Below are 19,726 nucleotides of genomic sequence, written 5' to 3' on the forward strand. Positions count from 1 at the left end.
TTCTTTCACCTCGGGGTTAACCAGAGTGCGGCAGCAGGTATCATGGTAAGCGAAACGCCACTGAACTGATTTGCGGCCTGCGAAAGATCATTTTGATCGGTGCAGGCCGTGTTATTGTTGCCATCAGATTTTTTAGGACAGGAAGAGTATTTTGACAACTGAAACGCATACTCTGAAAATTGAAGAGATTTTAGAACTGCTGCCGCACCGCTACCCGTTTTTGCTGGTTGACCGCGTGCTGGAATTTGAAGAGCATAAATACCTGCGTGCGGTAAAGAACGTTTCTGTTAATGAACCGTTTTTCCAGGGACACTTCCCTGGTAAACCGATTTTCCCAGGCGTACTGATCCTGGAAGCGATGGCGCAGGCGACCGGTATTCTGGCGTTTAAAAGCGTTGGAAAACTGGAGCCGGGCGAGCTGTACTATTTCGCCGGTATCGACGAAGCCCGTTTCAAGCGTCCGGTAGTGCCGGGCGACCAGATGATCATGGAAGTCACCTTCGAGAAGACCCGCCGTGGCCTGACGCGCTTCAAAGGCGTGGCAACCGTAGACGGTAAGATTGTCTGTGAAGCGACCATGATGTGTGCCCGTAGCCGGGAGGCATAATTAGTGATTGATTCAACCGCCAGCATCCATCCAACGTCCATTATTGAAGAAGGTGCGGTGATCGGCGCCAACGTCCAAATCGGTCCGTTTTGTGTTGTCGGAGCGAACGTGGAAATTGGCGAAGGCACGGTGCTGAAATCGCACGTGGTGGTGAATGGCCACACGCGTATCGGTAAAGATAACCAGATCTACCAGTTCGTTTCGATTGGCGAAGTGAATCAGGATCTGAAATATGCCGGTGAACCGACCCGCGTTGAAGTCGGCGATCGCAACCGCATCCGCGAGAGCGTCACCATTCATCGTGGCACCACGCAGGGTGGCGGCCTGACCAAAGTCGGCAGTGACAACCTGCTGATGGTCAATGCGCACATTGCTCATGACTGCGTGATCGGCAATCGCTGTATTCTGGCCAACAACGTAACGCTGGGCGGCCACGTTACCGTGGATGATTTTGCCATCATCGGCGGCGTGACGGCGGTGCACCAGTGGTGCACCATTGGTGCCCACGTGATGGTAGGCGGTTGTTCCGGCGTCGCGCAGGACGTGCCGCCGTACGTGATTGCGCAGGGCAACCATGCCACGCCGTTCGGTGTCAATATCGAAGGCCTGAAGCGTCGTGGCTTCAGCAAAGAAGCACTGCACGCCATTCGTAACGCGTACAAGCTGCTGTACCGCAGCGGTAAAACGCTGGATGAAGTGAAGCCGGAGATCGAAGAACTGGCCAAACTTCATAGCGAAGTGCAGCCTTTCTACGACTTCTTTGCCCGTTCTACCCGTGGATTGATTCGTTAATTCATGTCAGTGCGTCCCTTAACGATTGCCCTGGTCGCCGGAGAAACCTCCGGCGATATTCTTGGTGCCGGATTGATTCGTGCGCTGAAAGCGCGCCATCCTGACGCGCGCTTCGTTGGCGTTGCCGGTCCGCTGATGCAGGCCGAAGGCTGCGAAGCCTGGTACGAGATGGAAGAGCTGGCGGTAATGGGCATCGTTGAGGTGCTTGGCCGCCTGCGCCGTTTGCTGCACATCCGCAAGGATTTAACCCAGCGCTTTACCGAGCTGCGGCCGGATGTTTTCGTCGGCATCGATGCCCCGGATTTCAACATCACGCTGGAAGGCAACCTCAAGCGTGCCGGCATTCGCACCATTCATTACGTCAGTCCCTCCGTGTGGGCCTGGCGACAAAAGCGCGTGTTCAAAATTGGCCGCAACACCGATCTGGTGCTGGCGTTTCTGCCTTTTGAAAAAGCGTTTTACGATCGCTACAACGTGCCGTGCCGCTTCATCGGGCACACCATGGCCGATGCGATGCCGCTGCAGCCGGACAAACTGGCCGCGCGGCGTGAATTAGGCATTGCTGATAATGCGCTGTGCCTTGGCCTGCTACCGGGCAGCCGCGGCGCGGAAGTGGAGATGCTCAGCGCCGATTTCCTGCGCGCTGCACAGCTGCTGCGCCAGCGCTATCCGGCGCTGGAGATCGTGGTGCCGCTGGTTAACGCGAAGCGGCGCGCGCAGTTCGAGCAGATCAAAGCCAGCGTCGCGCCGGAATTGCCAATGCACCTGCTGGATGGCAAAGGGCGCCAGGCGATGATCGCCAGCGACGCAGCGATTCTGGCTTCCGGCACTGCAGCGCTGGAGTGCATGCTGGCGAAATGCCCGATGGTGGTGGGCTATCGTATGAAGCCGTTCACCTTCTGGCTGGCGAAGCGGCTGGTGAAAACCCCGTACGTTTCGCTGCCTAACCTGCTGGCCGGCCGTGAGCTGGTGCAGGAGCTGCTGCAGGAGGAGTGCCAGCCTGCAGCGTTAGCCGCGGCGCTGGAGCCGCTGCTGCATGCCGGTCCGGAGCGTGATGCGCTGCTGGCCACTTTCACCCAATTGCATCAGCAGATTCGCTGGAACGCCGACGAACAGGCGGCGGATGCGGTACTGGAGATTGCCAATGGCTGAATTTATCTATCCTGACGCCCGGCTGATTGCCGGCGTTGATGAAGTCGGACGTGGCCCGCTGGTCGGTGCCGTGGTGACCGCCGCCGTGATCCTCGATCCGGCGCTGCCGATTGCCGGCCTGGCGGATTCCAAAAAGCTGTCTGAAAAGCGCCGCCTTGCGCTGTTTGATGAGATCAAAGAGAAAGCGCTGGCGTGGAGCCTGGGCCGCGCTGAACCGGAAGAGATTGATCAGCTGAACATCCTGCACGCCACCATGCTGGCGATGCAGCGCGCGGTTGCCGGTCTGCATATTGCACCGGATTTTGTCCTGATTGATGGCAACCGCTGTCCGGCGCTGCCGATGCCGTCGCAGGCAGTGGTGAAGGGCGATAGTCTGGTGCGGGAAATCAGCGCCGCCTCGATCATCGCCAAAGTCACGCGCGACCGTGAAATGGCCGAGCTGGACCTGCTGTTTCCGCAGTACGGTTTCGCCCAGCACAAAGGCTATCCGACCGCGCTGCACATGGAAAAACTGACGCAGTTTGGTGCCACACCTCACCACCGCCGCAGCTTTGCGCCGGTGCGTAACGCCCTGATTGATGCTGATGTGCTGGCCGCGCGCCAGCCGACTACGCTTTAATAGCCTGACGCTGTTTTAACCGGAAACTGATATGGCTGAACCTCGTTTTATACATCTGCGCGTACACAGCGATTACTCCATGGTTGATGGTCTGGCCAAGACCGGGCCGCTGGTAAAAAAGGCGGCCGCGCTCGGCATGCCAGCCATTGCCATCACCGACTACACCAACCTGTGCGGGCTGGTGCGCTTTTATGGCAGCGCGCACAGCGCCGGTATCAAACCGATCGTCGGGGCTGACTTCCAGGTGGCCAGCGATTTGATGGGCGATGAGCTGACGCAGCTCACCGTGCTGGCCGCTAATAACACCGGTTACCAGAATCTGACGCTGCTGATTTCGCGCGCTTACCAGCGCGGTTACGGTATCGCCGGACCGATTATTGATCGCGACTGGCTACTGGAGCTGGGCGAAGGGTTGATTCTGCTGTCGGGCGGACGGCGCGGCGACGTCGGTCGCAGCCTGCTGCGCGGCAATAGCGCGCTGGTGGCGCAGTGCCTGAGTTTCTATCAGCAGCATTTCCCTAACCGCTACTATCTGGAACTGACGCGTACCGGCCGGCCAGACGAAGAGGCCTATCTGCACGCCGCGGTTGAGCTGGCGATTGCTGAATCGGTGCCGGTGGTGGCCACCAATGAAGTCTGCTTCCTCAATGAAGAAGATTTTGATGCCCATGAAATCCGCGTGGCGATTCACGACGGCTACACGCTGGACGATCCTAAACGTCCGCGCAACTACAGTCCTCAGCAATATATGCGCAGCGAAGAGGAGATGTGCGAGCTGTTCTCGGACATCCCGGAAGCGCTGGAAAACAGCGTAGAGATTGCTAAGCGTTGTAACGTCACGGTGCGCCTCGGCGAATATTTCCTGCCGCAGTTCCCGACCGGCGACATGTCGACCGAAGATTTCCTGGTGATGAAGTCGCGCGAAGGGCTGGAGGAGCGCCTGGCGTTTCTCTTCCCGGATGAGCAGGTGCGTGCCGAACGCCGGCCGGAGTATGACGAGCGTCTCGACATCGAGCTCAACGTCATTAACCAGATGGGTTTCCCCGGCTACTTCCTGATCGTGATGGAGTTTATCCAGTGGTCGAAGGACAACGGCATTCCGGTCGGGCCGGGGCGTGGTTCCGGCGCCGGTTCGCTGGTGGCCTACGCGCTGAAAATTACCGATCTCGATCCGCTGGAGTTTGACCTGCTGTTCGAACGTTTCCTTAACCCGGAACGTGTCTCGATGCCCGACTTCGACGTCGACTTCTGCATGGAAAAACGTGACCAGGTGATCGATCACGTGGCTGAGATGTACGGCCGCGATGCGGTGTCGCAGATTATCACCTTTGGTACCATGGCGGCGAAAGCGGTGATTCGTGACGTCGGCCGGGTGCTGGGTCATCCGTACGGCTTTGTTGATCGCATCTCAAAACTGATCCCGCCGGATCCGGGCATGACGCTGGAAAAAGCGTTCCAGGCGGAACCGCAGCTGCCGGAGATCTACGAAGCTGACGAAGAGGTCAAAGCGCTGATCGACATGGCGCGCAAGCTGGAAGGGGTCACGCGTAACGCCGGCAAGCACGCCGGTGGCGTGGTCATTGCGCCGACCAAAATCACCGATTTTGCGCCGCTGTACTGCGATGAGAACGGCCAGTTCCCGGTCACCCAGTTCGATAAAAACGACGTGGAATACGCCGGACTGGTGAAGTTTGACTTCCTCGGCCTGCGCACGCTGACCATCATCGACTGGGCGCTGAAGATGATCAATCCGCGGCGCGAAAAGCAGGGGTTACCGCCAATCGATATCGCTGCCATCCCGCTGGATGACAAAAAAAGCTTCGACATGCTGCAACGCTCGGAAACCACCGCGGTGTTCCAGCTTGAATCGCGCGGCATGAAAGATCTGATCAAGCGCCTGAAGCCGGACTGCTTCGAAGATATGATCGCACTGGTGGCGCTGTTCCGTCCGGGGCCGCTGCAGTCGGGCATGGTCGATAACTTTATTGACCGTAAGCACGGCCGTGAAGCCATCTCCTACCCGGACATTCAGTGGCAGCATGAGAGCCTGAAGCCGGTGCTGGAGCCGACCTACGGCATCATCCTCTATCAGGAACAGGTGATGCAGATTGCCCAGGTATTGTCCGGCTATACGCTGGGCGGCGCGGATATGCTGCGTCGTGCCATGGGTAAAAAGAAGCCGGAGGAGATGGCCAAGCAGCGTTCGGTGTTCCAGGACGGTGCTGAGAAGATGGGCATCAACGGCGAACTGTCGATGAAAATCTTCGATCTGGTGGAGAAGTTCGCAGGCTACGGCTTTAACAAGTCGCACTCTGCTGCTTATGCGCTGGTCTCCTATCAAACGCTGTGGCTGAAAGCGCACTATCCGGCCGAGTTCATGGCGGCGGTGATGACCGCCGATATGGATAACACCGAGAAGGTGGTTGGACTGGTGGATGAGTGCTGGCGCATGGGGCTGAAAGTGCTGCCGCCAGACATTAACTCCGGGCTCTATCCGTTCCACGTCAACGATGACGGGGAGATCGTGTACGGCATCGGCGCCATCAAAGGCGTGGGTGAGGGGCCGATCGAAGCGATCCTCGAAGCGCGTAATCAGGGCGGCTACTTTAAAGAGCTGTTTGATCTCTGCGCACGCACCGACACCAAAAAGATCAACCGTCGCGTGATGGAAAAACTGATCATGTCCGGCGCGTTCGATCGTCTTGGCCCGCACCGCGCGGCGCTGATGAGCGCGCTGGGTGACGCCCTGAAGGCGGCGGATCAGCATGCCAAAGCCGAAGCGACGGGACAGGCGGATATGTTCGGCGTGCTGGCGGAAGAGCCCGAGCAGGTTGAGCAATCTTACGCGGCCATTACGCCGTGGCCGGAACAGGTGCAGCTGGACGGCGAGCGTGAGACGCTCGGTCTGTATCTCACCGGTCATCCGATCAATCAGTATCTTAAAGAAATTGAGCGCTACGTTGGCGGCATGCGCCTGAAAGACATGCATCCAACAGAACGTGGTAAAGTGACCGTTGCGGCCGGGCTGGTGATTGCCGCCCGCGTCATGGTCACCAAGCGCGGCAACCGAATTGGTATCTGTACTCTTGACGACCGCTCTGGCCGTCTTGAGGTGATGTTATTTACCGATGCGTTAGATAAATACCAGCAGCTGCTGGAGAAAGACCGTATCCTGATCGTCAGTGGACAGGTCAGCTTTGATGACTTTAGCGGTGGGCTTAAAATGACCGCCCGGGAAGTCATGGACATCGACGAAGCGCGGGAAAAATACGCGCGCGGACTTGCTATCTCGCTGACGGACAGGCAAATTGATGACCAGCTTTTAAACCGTCTCCGCCAGTCTCTGGAGCCTCATCGCTCCGGGACCATTCCGGTGCATCTCTATTATCAGAGAGCAGATGCGCGGGCGAAGCTGCGCTTTGGTGCAGCGTGGCGTATTTCGCCCAGCGATCGTTTACTCAACGATTTGCGGTCGTTAGTAGGGTCGGAGCAGGTGGAACTGGAGTTTGACTAAAACAGGAACATTATGAGTCTTAATTACCTGGATTTTGAACAGCCAATCGCTGAACTGGAAGCGAAAATCGACTCGCTGAAATCGATTGGTCGTTCGGATGAGAAACACGATATTAATCTGGATGAAGAAGTGCAGCGTCTGCGCGAGAAAAGCGTCGAGCTGACCCGTAAAATCTTCTCCGATTTGGGTGCATGGCAGGTTGCGCAGCTGGCGCGCCATCCGCTGCGTCCTTATACGCTGGACTATGTCCGCAATGCGTTTGACGATTTTGACGAGCTGGCCGGTGACCGCGCCTATGCCGATGATAAAGCCATTGTCGGCGGCATCGCTCGTCTGGATGGGCGTCCGGTGATGGTCATTGGCCATCAGAAAGGCCGCGAAACCAAAGAGAAAATCCGGCGTAACTTCGGTATGCCAGCACCCGAGGGCTACCGTAAAGCACTGCGTCTGATGGAGATGGCCGAGCGCTTTAAGATGCCGCTGATCACCTTCATCGACACGCCGGGTGCCTATCCGGGCGTGGGCGCGGAAGAGCGCGGTCAGTCTGAAGCGATTGCCCGCAACCTGCGCGAGATGTCAGGCCTGAAGATCCCGGTGATCTGTACCGTGATCGGCGAAGGCGGCTCCGGCGGCGCGCTGGCGATTGGCGTTGGCGATAAAGTGAATATGCTGCAGTACAGCACCTATTCGGTGATCTCACCGGAAGGCTGTGCGTCAATTCTGTGGAAGAGCGCCGACAAAGCGCCACTGGCCGCAGAAGCGATGGGCATCACCGCCGGGCGTCTGAAAGAGCTGAAGCTGATCGATTCGATCATCCCGGAACCGCTGGGCGGCGCGCACCGTCATCCGGTGGACATGGCGGCAGCGCTCAAGCAGCAGCTGCTGGCCGATCTGGCCGATCTCGATGTGCTGAGCACGGAAGAGCTGCTCAACCGCCGCTATCAGCGCCTGATGAGCTACGGCTACGCGTAAGCGCCGAAAAGCCTTCACAGAAGCGGACCCCGGTCCGCTTTTTTTATGCCTGTTTGTACCTCAATGCGCACCCTGGGAAAAACCGGGTAGTAATCCTGTAGGGTCGCCATTCATGGCGACCTGAGATGCATCGCTGACAAACATCAGGCCAACAACGGCGCGATTCCGGAACATTCACCCGCCACTTTTCGCTATCCTTATTCCGTGCCACAACACCACAGGAGGTGAGCATTGAATATTATTGCGATCATGGGACCGCACGGCGCGTTCTACAAAGATGAACCGATTCGCGAACTGGACGCGGCGCTGAAGCTGCAGGGTTTCCAGACCGTTTATCCCAACAATGCCAGCGACCTGCTGAAACTGATTGAACACAACCCGCGCGTCTGCGGGGTGATATTTGACTGGGACGACTACAGCCTGGCGCTGTGCAGCGACATCAATCAGCTTAACGAATCACTGCCGCTGTATGCCTTCATCAACACCCATTCGCAGATGGATGTCAGCATTAATGAAATGCGCATGGCGCTGCACTTCTTCGAATACGCGCTCAACGCCGCTGACGATATTGCACTGCATATCCGGCAGTACACCGATGAGTACATCGACAAAATTATGCCGCCGCTGACCAAAGCGCTGTTCACCTACGTCAAAGAGGGGAAATACACCTTCTGCACGCCGGGCCACATGGGCGGCACGGCGTTTCAGAAAAGCCCGGTCGGCAGCCTGTTCTATGATTTCTTCGGCGCCAACACGCTGAAAGCGGATGTATCGATCTCGGTCACCGAACTGGGCTCGCTGCTCGATCACACCGGTCCGCACCTCGAAGCAGAAGAGTATGTGGCGCGTACCTTTGGCGCTGAACAGAGCTATATGGTCACCAACGGCACGTCGACTTCAAATAAAATCGTCGGAATGTACGCCGCACCGGCCGGCAGCACGGTGCTGATTGACCGCAACTGCCACAAATCGCTGACTCATCTGCTGATGATGAGCGACATCATCCCCATCTGGCTCAAACCAACGCGCAACGCCCTGGGCATTTTGGGTGGCATCCCTAAGCGCGAATTCACCCGCGACAGCATCCAGCAGAAAGTTAACGACACACCGCGCGCCCGCTGGCCGGTGCATGCGGTCATCACCAACTCAACCTACGACGGTCTGCTGTATAACACGCAATACATCAAACAGACGCTGGACGTGCCGTCCATTCATTTCGATTCTGCCTGGGTGCCATACACCAATTTTCACCCTATCTACAGCGGCAAAAGCGGCATGAGCGGCGAGCGCATTCCCGGCAAAGTGATCTATGAAACCCAGTCGACCCACAAACTGCTGGCGGCGTTCTCACAGGCGTCGCTGATTCACATCAAGGGCGATTACGATCACGACACCTTCAACGAAGCCTACATGATGCACACCACCACCTCGCCGAGCTACGCGATCGTCTCTTCGATTGAGACCGCGGCGGCGATGCTGCGCGGTAATCCGGGCCGGCGGCTGATTAATCGCTCGGTGGAGCGCGCGCTGCATTTTCGCCGCGAGATCCAGCGGCTGCGCGAAGAGTCTGACGGCTGGTTCTTTGATATCTGGCAGCCGGAGCAGGTGGATGAAGCCGAATGCTGGCCGATTCAGCCGGGCGACGAGGCGTGGCACGGCTTTACCCACGCCGATCGCGATCATATGTACCTTGATCCCATCAAAGTCACCATACTTACGCCGGGCATGAGCGAACTGGGCCAGATGGCGGAAGAGGGCATTCCGGCCGCGCTGGTGGCGAAATTCCTCGACCAGCGTGGCATCGTGGTGGAGAAGACCGGACCGTATAACCTGTTGTTCCTGTTCAGCATTGGCATTGATAAAACCAAAGCGATGAGCGTGCTGCGCGGACTGACGGAGTTTAAACGCGCCTACGATCTCAATCTGCGGGTAAAAAACATGCTGCCGGATCTCTATGCTGAAGATCCTGACTTCTACCGTAACATGCGCATCCAGACGCTGGCGCAGGGCATTCATCAGCTGATCCTGCAGCACGATCTGCCGCGTCTGATGCTGCGGGCATTCGACGTTCTGCCGGAGATGAAGATGACGCCGCACCAGGCGTTTCAGCGGCAGGTGCAGGGGCAGGTGGAAACCGTGGACATTCGCGAGCTGGTTGGGCGGATTTCAGCCAACATGATCCTGCCTTATCCGCCAGGCGTGCCGCTGGTGATGCCGGGCGAGATGATTACCGAACAGAGCCGGGCGGTGCTGGATTTCCTGCTGATGCTCTGTACCATCGGGCGGCACTATCCCGGCTTTGAAACGGATATTCACGGTGCCACGCTCACCGACGACGGTCGCTATCTGGTGCGCGTGCTGCGTGACGAGCCTGTGCGCTAACTTCAGATAATTGCCTCTTTTCAGCGCCGCGCCGGGCACGTAGGCTAAGCGGCTCAGAATACTTTCGGAGCCGCTATGCTGCAGATAAAACAGATCCACCACATCGCCATTATTGCCACCGATTATCAGCGCAGTAAGGCGTTTTACTGCGACGTGCTGGGCTTTGAGCTGCTGGGCGAATACTATCGCGCTGAGCGCGACTCATGGAAAGGCGACCTTGGCCTTAATGGCGTCTATACCATTGAGCTGTTCTCGTTTCCTGCGCCGCCGCCGCGCGTCAGCGGGCCGGAAGCGTGCGGGCTGCGCCATCTGGCGTTTTGTGTGGATGATGTCGAACAGTCGGTTGCCGCGCTGGCAGAAAAGGGCGTGGTGTGCGAGCCGATCCGCATCGATGCTCTCACCGGTAAAGTCTGCACCTTCTTCCCCGATCCGGATGGTTTGCCGCTGGAGCTGTATCAGGCGTAAAATAGCGCGCGCAGTGAGCCGCAATCCGGCGGTTCACCTCAACGGAATGCGTGCATGTCCTTTTCTCATCTTGCTGCGCTGCTGCCAGCCGATGCCCGCTGCGTGCTGGCATTCAGCGGCGGGCTCGATTCCAGCGTTCTGCTGCATCAGTTAGTGAGCTGGCAACGCCAGCAGCCGCAGCTGCGCGTGCGCGCATTACACGTGCATCATGGTTTAAGCCCCAACGCCGATCGCTGGGCGGCGCACTGCCAGCAGCAGTGTCAGCAGTGGCACATTCCCTGCGAGGTGCTGCGCGTGCAGGTGGACGCTCGCGCCGGCGGTATCGAAGCCGCAGCCCGCACGGCGCGCTATCAGGCGTTATTCACTCACCTGCAACCCGGTGAGTACTTACTTACTGCTCAGCACCTCGATGACCAGGCTGAAACGCTGCTGCTGGCGCTGAAACGCGGCAGCGGTCCGGCGGGTCTGGCGGCGATGCCGCAGCAGCGGCAGGTTAACGGCCGCTGGCATCTGCGCCCGTTGCTCAACCTCAGCCGTCAGCAGCTGGAAGCTTACGCTGTCGGGCACCAGCTGGACTGGATTGACGATGAGAGCAACGCTGACCGTCGCTACGATCGCAATTTCCTGCGCCAGGACGTGCTGCCGCTGCTGCAGGCGCGCTGGCCGCACTTCAGCGCGGCCAGTGCCCGCAGCGCAGCGCTATGCGGTGAGCAGGAGCAACTGCTGGATGAGCTGCTCAGCGAGCAGCTGGCGCAGCTGACCGATGCCCAGGGCGCGCTGCGTTTTCCGCCGCTGCTGGCCTGTAGCGAGGCACGGCGGCACGCGCTGCTGCGGCGCTGGATAGGCGAACGCGGTGGCGCAATGCCCGCGCGCGACGCGCTGCAGCGCATTACCGACGAGGTGATGCACAGCCGTGAAGATGCGCAGCCGTGTCTGCGCTTTGGCGCGCACGAACTGCGGCGCTACCGGGAGCGGCTTTACTGGCTGCCGCGACAGCACTCACTGAGTCAGCACTCGCTAACCTGGCAGCCGCTGACGCAGCCATTAATTTTGCCTGATGGGCTGGGTGAACTGCGCGCCAGCCCGGCGCAGGCGGAACTGCGCCAGCCGGCGGCGGATGAGCAGGTTATTGTGCGCTTTCAGGCCCGCGGCTATCACCATGTTGTCGGCCGGGCTGGTGGTCGCGAAATGAAAAAACTGTGGCAGGAGCTGGGCGTCCCGCCGTGGCAGCGCGAACGCATTCCGTTGATTTACTACAACCAGACGCTGATTGCTGCGCCCGGGCTGTTTGTCACCTGCGCAGGCGCGGCGGGCGAGACGCAAGGCTGGCAGGCGATCTGGTCAACACCCTAAAAAGGAACAGCAATGATGAAACAGTGGATTGTCGCGGCGCTACTGGCTGCTGCGCTGCCGGCGTTTGCGCAGGGCGACGTCAAGGCTGGCGCGCAGAAAGCCGCCAGCTGTATGGCGTGCCATGGCGCGGAAGGTAAGAGCGCGGTGCCGCTTTACCCTAATCTGGCCGGGCAGCATGCGCCCTACCTGCTGCATTCGCTGCAGGCCTACAAAAAAGGCGAGCGCAGTGGCGGTCAGGCAGAGGTGATGAAAGCCTTTGTTGCCGGGTTGAGCGATCAGGATATGGATGATTTAGCGGCGTACTACGCTTCGCTGCAGCCTTAAGCGAGGTGGGCGGGAACAGCTTTCCCGCCCGGGGAGAGATTATTCGTCTTCGCTGACGATAACGGTGCCCAGCTCAGGATGGCTGAAGCTGGCGATGTGGTCGAGACGCAGCTCGCGCGTTTCACCGGAGAGGTCGACCGCAAGATACTCGACGTTTTTACGTGAGACCATGTCCACGGCTTTCGCTTTCAGCTGGTCGCCGTTTTTGAGCTCCAGCGACAGCGTCCAGTGTTTGGTACAGGCGAGCTCGAGGTTGTCGTAGTCATCACAGTTGATGGGTTTGTAGGCTTCATTCGTCAACATAGTCGCTCACCAATAAGTTTGCAGCGGCATACGCTGCCTGTTCCCTGACAGAAGAGTTTAGCGCAGAATTAGCGGCAATATCATTGAGTGCTTTCAGTGCGCATCCGATCGCGTCTGGCACATACCCCAGGTCGCCGCTGCCAATCCCGGCATACTTCTGGCGAACTAACTCACAATACTTTTGCACATACACCTCCTCAGCAGAGCATCAATACTCTGGTTGATATGCGACTATATCACAGGGGTTCGCTGGAAATCAGCCAGGGGGCGCAGGGAAGGTGGCAAAGAAAGGGCAAAAAGTGACAGCCAGCACTGGTCTCAGCCAGCCTGGCGGCGCACAAAAGGTTAAGTTGATGAACAGGTTATTTCCGGATACAACCGCGCTGATAACGGCAGGTGGCAGATGATTGTGCTGTCACGTAGTGTTTCAATTGCGGACAATGAAGTGGAGCTCAGTGCCATTCGCGCTCAGGGCGCGGGCGGCCAGCACGTCAATAAGACGTCGACCGCTATCCATCTGCGCTTCGATATTCACGCCTCGTCGCTACCGCCGTTTTATAAACAGCGGCTGCTGGAGGCGAACCACCATTTGATCAGCGCCGATGGCGTGGTGATTATCAAAGCGCAGGAGTATCGCAGCCAGGAGATGAACCGCGAAGCGGCGCTGCAGCGGCTGATCAACCTGATACGCGAGCTGACGACGGTGGAGAAAGTGCGCCGCGCGACGCGCCCGACGCGGGCGTCCCGAGAGCGGCGGCTGGAAGGTAAATCACGACGCAGCAATGTGAAGGCGCTGCGCGGCAAGCTGCGCTAAAAAAAACGCCTCCGGCAGGAGGCGTCAGGGGATTACTTGTTGAGGGCGCGGCTGAGGAAGTCGACGATGTCGTGCTGCTTAATCATCTGCTTCTCGCTGGCGGCGCGGGCTTTGTACTCGATCTCCTGGTTATCCAGGTTGCGGTCGCCAATCACGATAGTGTGCGGTACGCCGATCAGTTCCATATCGGCGAACATCACGCCCGGACGCTCTTTACGATCGTCAAGAATGACATCGATGCCTTTGGCGCGCAGCTCGTTGTACAGCTGTTCCGCCAGCTCTTTCACGCGGAAGGATTTGTGCATGTTCATTGGCAGAATCGCCACTTCGAACGGTGCCAGCGCCGCTGGCCAGATAATCCCGCGCTCGTCGTGGTTCTGTTCGATAGCCGCCGCCACGACGCGGGTGATACCGATACCGTAGCAGCCCATGGTCATGATCTGATTGCGACCATCTTCACCCTGTACCGCTGCTTTCATCGCGTCCGAATATTTGGTGCCGAGCTGGAAGATGTGGCCGACTTCAATGCCGCGCTTAATCATCAGCACGCCTTTGCCATCCGGGCTCGGATCGCCTTCTACCACGTTACGAATATCTTCTACGCGTGCTTCTGGCAGATCGCGGCCCCAGTTGATGCCGGCATAGTGCTGGCCATCAATGTTGGCGCCTGCCGCGAAGTCACTCATTTTTGCCACGGTGCGGTCAGCAATCACCGGGATGGTCAGACCGACCGGACCGAGAGAGCCAAAACCGGCACCGATGGCGGCGCGAATCTCTTCCTCGTTGCCCATTTCCAGTGGCGCGGCCACAATGTCCAGATGCTCGGCTTTGATTTCGTTGAGCTCGTGGTCGCCGCGTAACAGCAGCGCAACCAGCGAATGACCGCTCTCTTCGCTGGCTTTCACAATCAGCGTTTTCACCGTTTTTTCTACCGGGATCTGGTGCTGTTCGACCAGCTCGGCGATGCTTTTCGCGTTTGGCGTAGCGAACTGCGTCAGCGCCTGCGTTGCCGCCGGGCGCTCACCGGCAGGAGCCAGCGCTTCGGCTTTCTCAATGTTGGCCGCGTAATCGGACTCGCTGGAGAAGATCACATCATCTTCACCACTCTGCGCCAGCACCTGGAACTCATGCGAGCCACTGCCGCCAATCGAACCGGTATCGGCCTGTACGGCGCGGAAATCCAGCCCCATGCGGCTGAAGCTCTGGCTGTAGGCGCGGTACATCGCATCGTAAGTTTCCTGCAGCGACTCCTGCGAGGTGTGGAACGAATACGCATCCTTCATGATGAATTCGCGCGAACGCATCACGCCAAAACGCGGGCGTACTTCATCACGGAATTTGGTCTGGATCTGATAGACGTTGAGCGGCAGCTGCTTATAGGAGCTCAGCTCGTTGCGGATCAGGTCGGTGACCACTTCTTCATGGGTCGGACCCAGCACAAACGGACGTTCGTGGCGGTCTTTAATGCGCAGCAGCTCCGGGCCGTACTGCTCCCAGCGACCGCTCTCTTCCCACAGATCGGCTGGCTGAACCACCGGCATTGAGATCTCAATCGCACCGGCGTTGTTCATCTCTTCGCGCACGATGTTTTCAACTTTTCGCAGCACGCGAATACCGGTCGGCAGCCAGGTATAGAGACCGGAAGCCAGTTTGCGGATCATACCGGCGCGCAGCATCAGCTGGTGGCTGATCACTTCAGCATCGGAAGGCGTCTCCTTCAGGGTGGAGAGCAGATATTGAGTAGTACGCATTAATTTACGATTCCAGTTGTACGGAAGGATACGAACAAAAAATTTGCTGGCGGCTAGTGTACCAGCGAGATCCGTCACTCAAAAGCTTGTTTTAGCGCGGATCGAGCGCGATCACCTCGGTTCCCGCCGCGTCAATGCGCCAGCGCACATTAAAGTCGAGCAGCCAGGCGGCATATTCACGGCCAGGGCTTTCACCTTTGCGATAAGCCGGGCGCGGATCCTGCGCCAGCACTTCAGTGATAAAGCGCGCCAGCTGCGGGTAGTGGCGTTGCTGCTGTTGCAACTGCTGCTGCGCCTGCGCGGAGAAACGCACCGGCATGCTGGCGTCGGGCGCGCTCTGAGCGAAACCCGCGCGCGCCTCAGGCAACGCTTCGGCGAAGGGCAGGTAAGGCTTGATATCCACCACAGGGGTGCCGTCCACCAAATCGAGGCTGCCTAATTGCAGAACTACCTGTTGCTGCTCGCAGCGGATGCCTTTGAGCTCAACCAGCGACATGCCGATAGGATTGGGGCGAAAGGTCGAGCGGGTGGCAAAAACGCCCATGCGGGCATTACCGCCGAGGCGCGGCGGGCGTACAGTTGGGCGCCAGCCGCCGGCCATGGTCTGGTGAAAGACGAACAGCACCCACAGATGGCTGAATGCCTCCAGTCCACGCACCGCTTCAGGCTGATTGTACGGCGCCAGCAGATGCAGTTCGCCACCGCCGTCCTGCACCAGACCCGGCTGGCGCGGTACGGCAAATTTCTCTTTCCACGGCGAACGGATCACGCCGATTTGCGCAAAGGCAAATTCACTCATTGATTGGAGACTTTCAGCGCGGAGCCCTGGCATACGGCCTGGCGATAGCAGCCTGGCGTGCTGGAGACAATTTCACACTTGTGCAGCAGCACGGCGTTGGCTTTCATGCCGGCCGCTTTAATCTGCAGGCGTTTACGCGCGGTATTGAGGTTCGGCGGCGAGTCCTGGGTGCTGCTCTGGCAATCATCACCCGACACTTCGCCCAGGTCGCGGAACGGATTGCTGACCAGATCGGTCGCATCGGTATAGATCTTCACCGGGGCCGGACGCGCAGCCGGTTTGCGCTGAGGTTCGCTGGTTGATTGCTGCGGGCGAGACGGAGCACTGCTTATTGGGTGATATTCACGCACGCACCCGGTCAGCATCAATGCCAACAAGCAGAGCGGTAAAAAACGCATGGCAACATCCTCATGTAATAAAAAGTGGCGTTATTGAAACAAGGACGACCAGAAATAACAAGTCAGCTGCCACATGCTGAAATAGAAAGGGCGGCCGAAGCCGCCCTGCACCGCATGAAAGGGATAATTACCAGCCTTTCACTGCGCCGCCGTTAAAGATTTTGTTGGCGGCTTCAGACACTTCGTCTGACTGATAAGCCTCAACAAACTTCTTCACGTTCTCCGCGTCTTTGTTGTCTTCGCGGCTAACGATCAGGTTCACGTACGGCGAGTCTTTATCTTCTACGAAGATGCCGTCCTTCGCCGGGGTCAGGCCAATCTGGCTGGCGTAAGTGGTGTTGATCACCGCCAGCGCAATCTGCTGATCGTCCAGTGAACGTGGCAGCTGTGGCGCTTCCAGCTCAACAATCTTCAGGTTCTTTGGATTCTCAGTAATATCCAGTGAGGTTGGCAGCAGGCCCACACCATCTTTCAGTTTGATCAGGCCCACTTTCTGCAGCAGCAGCAGAGAACGACCGAGGTTGGTTGGATCGTTCGGGATAGCGATCTGCGCACCGTTCTGCAGCTCATCCAGCGATTTGATTTTTTTCGAGTAGCCGGCAATCGGATAAACGAAGGTGTTGCCGACCGGCACCAGTTTGTAACCGCGGTCTTTGATCTGCTGATCGAGGTACGGCTTGTGCTGGAAGGCGTTAACGTCAATATCGCCTTTGCTCAGCGCTTCGTTAGGCAGCACGTAATCGTTAAAGGTAACCAGTTCAACATCGAGACCGTATTTCTCTTTCGCGACTTTCACGGCAGTTTCCGCAACCTGCTGTTCAGCCCCGACAATCACACCCACTTTAATGTGGTTGGGATCTTTCTCTTTCTGATCGCATCCTGCCAGCGCAATCGCGCCAATCAGAGCACCCACAGCGGCAATCTTTTTAAATGTGAAAGACATATCCTTTCCTTAATAGAGGACTATTGATGTTGTTTGCTTATTTATGTGATACCGCACGCACGATGCGGTCACCACAGAACTGAATTAAATACACCAGCACCACCAGCAAAATCAGCACGGTATTCATCACGGTGGCGTTATAGCCGATGTAACCATACTGATAGCCAATCTGGCCCAGACCGCCCGCGCCCACAGCACCACCCATGGCGGAGTAGCCCACCAGCGTAATCAGGGTAATTGTAGCGGCATTCACCAGCCCTGGCAGCGCTTCCGGCAGCAGCACTTTACGCACGATCTGCAGCGGTGTGGCACCCATGGCGCGCGAGGCTTCAATCAGTCCGGTCGGCAACTCAAGCAGCGCGTTTTCCACCATACGGGCGATAAACGGCGCTGCGCCCACGGTCAGCGGAACGATGGCCGCCTGCAGACCAATAGAGGTGCCGACGATGGCGCGGGTAAACGGAATCATCCACACCAGCAGGATAATGAAAGGAATAGAACGGAAAATATTGACGATGGCTGACAGCACGCGATACAGCGCAGTGTTGGCCAGAATCTGCCCCGGACGCGTGACGTACAGCAGTACGCCAACCGGCAGGCCAAGCACAAAGCCAAAGAAACCAGAGACGAAGGTCATCATCAACGTTTCCCAGACGCCACGCGTCAGTAACCACAGCATCGCTTCAGACATAACCCAGCACCTCTACTTTCACATGATTTTCTTTCAGCCAGGCAATAGCGGCTTGTGTATCTGTTTCACTGCCGTCCATTTCGGCCAGCATGATGCCGAACTTCACGCCACCGGCGTAATCCATCTGGGCACTGATAATGTTGTTATTGACGTTGAAACGGCGCGCGGCTTCTGACAGCAGCGGCGCATCCACCGATTTACCGGTGAACTCCAGCCGCAGCAGCGGCACGCTGTCGGTGCCCGCGCTCGCCTGCATGCGCTGCTGGTAATCATCCGGAATATCCAGATGCAGCGTTGACTGAATAAACTGCTGGGCCAGGGGCGTTTTCGGGTGCGAGAACACTTCGCTGACGCTGTCTTTTTCAATCAGTTCGCCGTTGCTGATCACCGCCACCTGATCGCAGATGCGTTTCACCACATCCATCTCGTGGGTGATCAGCAGAATGGTGATACCGAGACGACGATTGATGTCTTTCAGCAGCTCCAGAATCGAGCGGGTGGTGGCCGGGTCCAGTGCGCTGGTGGCTTCATCACACAGCAGGACCTTCGGATTGCTGGCCAGCGCACGGGCAATCGCGACGCGCTGTTTCTGACCGCCGGACAGATTCGCCGGCCAGCTGTCGTGTTTGTCCGCCAGACCGACCAGCTCCAGCAGTTCGCTGACGCGCTTTTTGATCGCCTCGCGTGACAGGTTACCCAGCTCAAGCGGCAGCGCAACGTTGCCCGACACGGTGCGGGAGTTCATCAGGTTGAAGTGCTGGAAGATCATGCCAATCTGGCGGCGCGCCAGCGTCAACTGCCCGGAAGAGAGCGCGGTGAGATCCTGACCGTCAACCAGCACGCGACCGGATGTCGGGCGCTCCAGCAGATTGACGCAGCGGATGAGCGTACTTTTACCGGCACCGGATGAACCGATGACGCCATAAATTTGTCCGGCAGGCACGTGCAGGCTAACGTTTGACAACGCCTGAATAGTGCGTGAACCCTGCTGGAACACTTTGGTGATATTTTCGAGTTTAATCATTAGTTTAATTGTTATCGTGTTGCGTTGTCCGTGGTGTATCGGTCTTCGCGCCGCCGGGGCAGGCGAAATCTGGATGGATGGTAAGGCATCCAGACGGCTAAATCAATCAAAGTCATTCAATCTGCCATTCTCACGGTACGCGCAATCATGCGATACTGCGCGGCACTATTTGCAGCAGGAGTTTCTACGTGGCGAACCCAGTCCCGGCTATTTTTCTCGATCGTGATGGCACCCTGAATGTCGATCACGGCTATGTTCATGAGATCGATAATTTTCAGTTTATTGATGGCACCATTGAAGCGCTGCAGGCGTTAAAGAAGATGGGCTACGCGCTGGTGCTGGTGACCAACCAGTCTGGCATCGCGCGCGGCATGTTTACCGAAGATCAGTTTATGCAACTCACCGAGTGGATGGACTGGTCGCTGGCCGATCGCGATGTCGATCTCGACGGCATCTATTTCTGTCCGCATCTGCCTGATGCAACGGTCGTGGAGTACCGCCAGACTTGCGATTGCCGCAAGCCGCAACCGGGCATGCTGCTTTCGGCGCAGAAACACCTGAACATCGATATGGCAGCTTCTTATATGGTGGGCGATAAGCTGGAAGATATGCTGGCAGCAAAGGCGGCAGGCGTGGGAACCAAAGTGCTGGTGCGCAGCGGTAAGCCAGTCACCGCCGAAGGCGAAGCGGCCGCGGACTGGGTAATTGATAGTCTCGCAGAACTGCCGGCGCGCATGAAAAAGGCCTGAAATCAGGCCTTCTGCACAAATCTTAAGCGAACAGTAAAAAAGTTGAAATTTGCACTTGCGCTTCCATAAGTTCG

20 protein-coding genes are annotated in these 19,726 nt (G+C 57.9%); 12 read left to right on the forward strand and 8 right to left on the reverse strand.

Annotation, left to right across the window (positions count from 1 at the left end; all coding sequences use genetic code 11):
- The first annotated feature begins 151 nt into the window (after nt 1–151).
- The 10 genes from fabZ to OXR61_RS08725 all read left to right on the forward strand — a co-directional run bounded on the left by fabZ (nt 152) and on the right by OXR61_RS08725 (nt 12,180).
- On the forward strand, nt 152–607 hold the full coding sequence (fabZ, locus tag OXR61_RS08680; RefSeq protein ID WP_013507953.1) for a 3-hydroxyacyl-ACP dehydratase FabZ: 456 nt from the start codon (nt 152–154) through the stop codon (nt 605–607).
- 3 nt (nt 608–610) lie between these two features.
- Nucleotides 611–1,399, forward strand: coding sequence for an acyl-ACP--UDP-N-acetylglucosamine O-acyltransferase (gene lpxA, locus OXR61_RS08685; RefSeq protein WP_021507480.1), 789 nt, complete (start codon nt 611–613; stop codon nt 1,397–1,399).
- A 3-nt stretch (nt 1,400–1,402) separates the two neighbouring features.
- A complete protein-coding gene (gene lpxB / locus OXR61_RS08690; RefSeq protein WP_021507479.1) occupies nt 1,403–2,551 on the forward strand; it encodes a lipid-A-disaccharide synthase in 1,149 nt (382 codons plus the stop codon).
- Complete coding sequence (gene rnhB / locus OXR61_RS08695) at nt 2,544–3,170, forward strand: ribonuclease HII (RefSeq protein WP_021507478.1); 627 nt, start codon at nt 2,544–2,546, stop codon at nt 3,168–3,170. Before lpxB ends, rnhB begins: the two co-directional genes overlap by 8 nt.
- A 31-nt stretch (nt 3,171–3,201) precedes the next feature.
- Nucleotides 3,202–6,684 (forward strand): DNA polymerase III subunit alpha, encoded by a 3,483-nt coding sequence (dnaE, locus tag OXR61_RS08700; protein ID WP_021507477.1) that lies wholly within the window; start codon nt 3,202–3,204, stop codon nt 6,682–6,684.
- 12 nt (nt 6,685–6,696) lie between these two features.
- Nucleotides 6,697–7,656, forward strand: coding sequence for an acetyl-CoA carboxylase carboxyl transferase subunit alpha (gene accA, locus OXR61_RS08705; RefSeq protein ID WP_021507476.1), 960 nt, complete (start codon nt 6,697–6,699; stop codon nt 7,654–7,656).
- Nucleotides 7,657–7,887: 231 nt separating this feature from the next.
- Nucleotides 7,888–10,038 carry a lysine decarboxylase LdcC gene (locus tag OXR61_RS08710; protein WP_021507475.1) on the forward strand — a complete coding sequence of 717 codons (2,151 nt, stop codon included), beginning with the start codon at nt 7,888–7,890 and terminating at the stop codon, nt 10,036–10,038.
- A gap of 75 nt (nt 10,039–10,113) precedes the next feature.
- Nucleotides 10,114–10,503 (forward strand): VOC family protein, encoded by a 390-nt coding sequence (locus OXR61_RS08715; protein WP_021507474.1) that lies wholly within the window; start codon nt 10,114–10,116, stop codon nt 10,501–10,503.
- A 54-nt stretch (nt 10,504–10,557) separates the two neighbouring features.
- Nucleotides 10,558–11,856, forward strand: a complete 1,299-nt coding sequence (gene tilS / locus OXR61_RS08720; protein WP_021507473.1) for a tRNA lysidine(34) synthetase TilS — start codon at nt 10,558–10,560, stop codon at nt 11,854–11,856.
- Nucleotides 11,857–11,871: 15 nt separating this feature from the next.
- Nucleotides 11,872–12,180, forward strand: a complete 309-nt coding sequence (locus OXR61_RS08725) for a cytochrome c (protein WP_031279691.1) — start codon at nt 11,872–11,874, stop codon at nt 12,178–12,180.
- Nucleotides 12,181–12,219: 39 nt separating this feature from the next.
- On the opposite strand, the gene rof is transcribed toward OXR61_RS08725, so the two are convergent.
- Both rof and OXR61_RS08735 read right to left on the reverse strand, forming a co-directional pair.
- Complete coding sequence (gene rof, locus OXR61_RS08730) at nt 12,220–12,483, reverse strand: Rho-binding antiterminator (protein WP_021507471.1); 264 nt, start codon at nt 12,481–12,483, stop codon at nt 12,220–12,222.
- The gene (locus tag OXR61_RS08735) at nt 12,470–12,670 is read right to left on the reverse strand and encodes a YaeP family protein (protein WP_021507470.1); all 201 of its coding nucleotides are present in this window, start codon (nt 12,668–12,670) and stop codon (nt 12,470–12,472) included. The genes rof and OXR61_RS08735 overlap by 14 nt, the downstream gene beginning before the upstream one ends.
- A gap of 216 nt (nt 12,671–12,886) precedes the next feature.
- Between OXR61_RS08735 and arfB the strand changes: the two genes are divergently transcribed.
- On the forward strand, nt 12,887–13,297 hold the full coding sequence (gene arfB / locus OXR61_RS08740) for an alternative ribosome rescue aminoacyl-tRNA hydrolase ArfB (protein WP_021507469.1): 411 nt from the start codon (nt 12,887–12,889) through the stop codon (nt 13,295–13,297).
- A gap of 32 nt (nt 13,298–13,329) precedes the next feature.
- Here the strand turns inward: arfB and proS are convergent, their stop codons facing one another.
- The 6 genes from proS to metN form a co-directional block, all read right to left on the reverse strand.
- Complete coding sequence (proS, locus tag OXR61_RS08745) at nt 13,330–15,048, reverse strand: proline--tRNA ligase (protein ID WP_021507468.1); 1,719 nt, start codon at nt 15,046–15,048, stop codon at nt 13,330–13,332.
- Between the two features lie 91 nt (nt 15,049–15,139).
- Nucleotides 15,140–15,847: a tRNA (N6-threonylcarbamoyladenosine(37)-N6)-methyltransferase TrmO gene (gene tsaA / locus OXR61_RS08750; RefSeq protein ID WP_021507467.1), complete on the reverse strand. Its 708-nt coding sequence runs from the start codon at nt 15,845–15,847 to the stop codon at nt 15,140–15,142.
- Nucleotides 15,844–16,245: an Rcs stress response system protein RcsF gene (gene rcsF, locus OXR61_RS08755; RefSeq protein ID WP_021507466.1), complete on the reverse strand. Its 402-nt coding sequence runs from the start codon at nt 16,243–16,245 to the stop codon at nt 15,844–15,846. The genes tsaA and rcsF overlap by 4 nt, the downstream gene beginning before the upstream one ends.
- A gap of 127 nt (nt 16,246–16,372) precedes the next feature.
- Nucleotides 16,373–17,188, reverse strand: a complete 816-nt coding sequence (locus tag OXR61_RS08760; RefSeq protein WP_021507465.1) for a MetQ/NlpA family lipoprotein — start codon at nt 17,186–17,188, stop codon at nt 16,373–16,375.
- Nucleotides 17,189–17,225: 37 nt separating this feature from the next.
- The gene (locus OXR61_RS08765; RefSeq protein WP_021507464.1) at nt 17,226–17,879 is read right to left on the reverse strand and encodes a methionine ABC transporter permease MetI; all 654 of its coding nucleotides are present in this window, start codon (nt 17,877–17,879) and stop codon (nt 17,226–17,228) included.
- A complete protein-coding gene (gene metN / locus OXR61_RS08770) occupies nt 17,872–18,903 on the reverse strand; it encodes a methionine ABC transporter ATP-binding protein MetN (protein WP_021507463.1) in 1,032 nt (343 codons plus the stop codon). The genes OXR61_RS08765 and metN overlap by 8 nt, the downstream gene beginning before the upstream one ends.
- Nucleotides 18,904–19,091: 188 nt before the next feature.
- Here metN and gmhB point away from each other — a divergent pair, with 188 nt between their 5' ends.
- Nucleotides 19,092–19,652 (forward strand): D-glycero-beta-D-manno-heptose 1,7-bisphosphate 7-phosphatase, encoded by a 561-nt coding sequence (gene gmhB, locus OXR61_RS08775; RefSeq protein WP_021507462.1) that lies wholly within the window; start codon nt 19,092–19,094, stop codon nt 19,650–19,652.
- Nucleotides 19,653–19,726: the final 74 nt, after the last annotated feature.

It is taken from the genome of Pantoea sp. GM_Pan_4 (genome assembly GCF_026541005.1).
Taxonomy (GTDB): Bacteria; Pseudomonadota; Gammaproteobacteria; order Enterobacterales; family Enterobacteriaceae; genus Pantoea; species Pantoea dispersa.

What these genes read in the sequence shown, in the direction of transcription:
- OXR61_RS08765 (WP_021507464.1), bottom strand. Translation starts at nt 17,879, where the DNA reads ATGTCTGAAGCGATGCTGTGGTTACTGACGCGTGGCGTCTGGGAAACG.
- OXR61_RS08725 (WP_031279691.1), top strand. Translation starts at nt 11,872, where the DNA reads ATGAAACAGTGGATTGTCGCGGCGCTACTGGCTGCTGCGCTGCCGGCG.
- accA (WP_021507476.1), top strand. Translation starts at nt 6,697, where the DNA reads ATGAGTCTTAATTACCTGGATTTTGAACAGCCAATCGCTGAACTGGAA.
- OXR61_RS08760 (WP_021507465.1), bottom strand. Translation starts at nt 17,188, where the DNA reads ATGTCTTTCACATTTAAAAAGATTGCCGCTGTGGGTGCTCTGATTGGC.
- rcsF (WP_021507466.1), bottom strand. Translation starts at nt 16,245, where the DNA reads ATGCGTTTTTTACCGCTCTGCTTGTTGGCATTGATGCTGACCGGGTGC.
- lpxB (WP_021507479.1), top strand. Translation starts at nt 1,403, where the DNA reads ATGTCAGTGCGTCCCTTAACGATTGCCCTGGTCGCCGGAGAAACCTCC.
- arfB (WP_021507469.1), top strand. Translation starts at nt 12,887, where the DNA reads ATGATTGTGCTGTCACGTAGTGTTTCAATTGCGGACAATGAAGTGGAG.
- dnaE (WP_021507477.1), top strand. Translation starts at nt 3,202, where the DNA reads ATGGCTGAACCTCGTTTTATACATCTGCGCGTACACAGCGATTACTCC.
- proS (WP_021507468.1), bottom strand. Translation starts at nt 15,048, where the DNA reads ATGCGTACTACTCAATATCTGCTCTCCACCCTGAAGGAGACGCCTTCC.
- rnhB (WP_021507478.1), top strand. Translation starts at nt 2,544, where the DNA reads ATGGCTGAATTTATCTATCCTGACGCCCGGCTGATTGCCGGCGTTGAT.
- tilS (WP_021507473.1), top strand. Translation starts at nt 10,558, where the DNA reads ATGTCCTTTTCTCATCTTGCTGCGCTGCTGCCAGCCGATGCCCGCTGC.
- rof (WP_021507471.1), bottom strand. Translation starts at nt 12,483, where the DNA reads ATGTTGACGAATGAAGCCTACAAACCCATCAACTGTGATGACTACGAC.
- metN (WP_021507463.1), bottom strand. Translation starts at nt 18,903, where the DNA reads ATGATTAAACTCGAAAATATCACCAAAGTGTTCCAGCAGGGTTCACGC.
- tsaA (WP_021507467.1), bottom strand. Translation starts at nt 15,847, where the DNA reads ATGAGTGAATTTGCCTTTGCGCAAATCGGCGTGATCCGTTCGCCGTGG.
- OXR61_RS08715 (WP_021507474.1), top strand. Translation starts at nt 10,114, where the DNA reads ATGCTGCAGATAAAACAGATCCACCACATCGCCATTATTGCCACCGAT.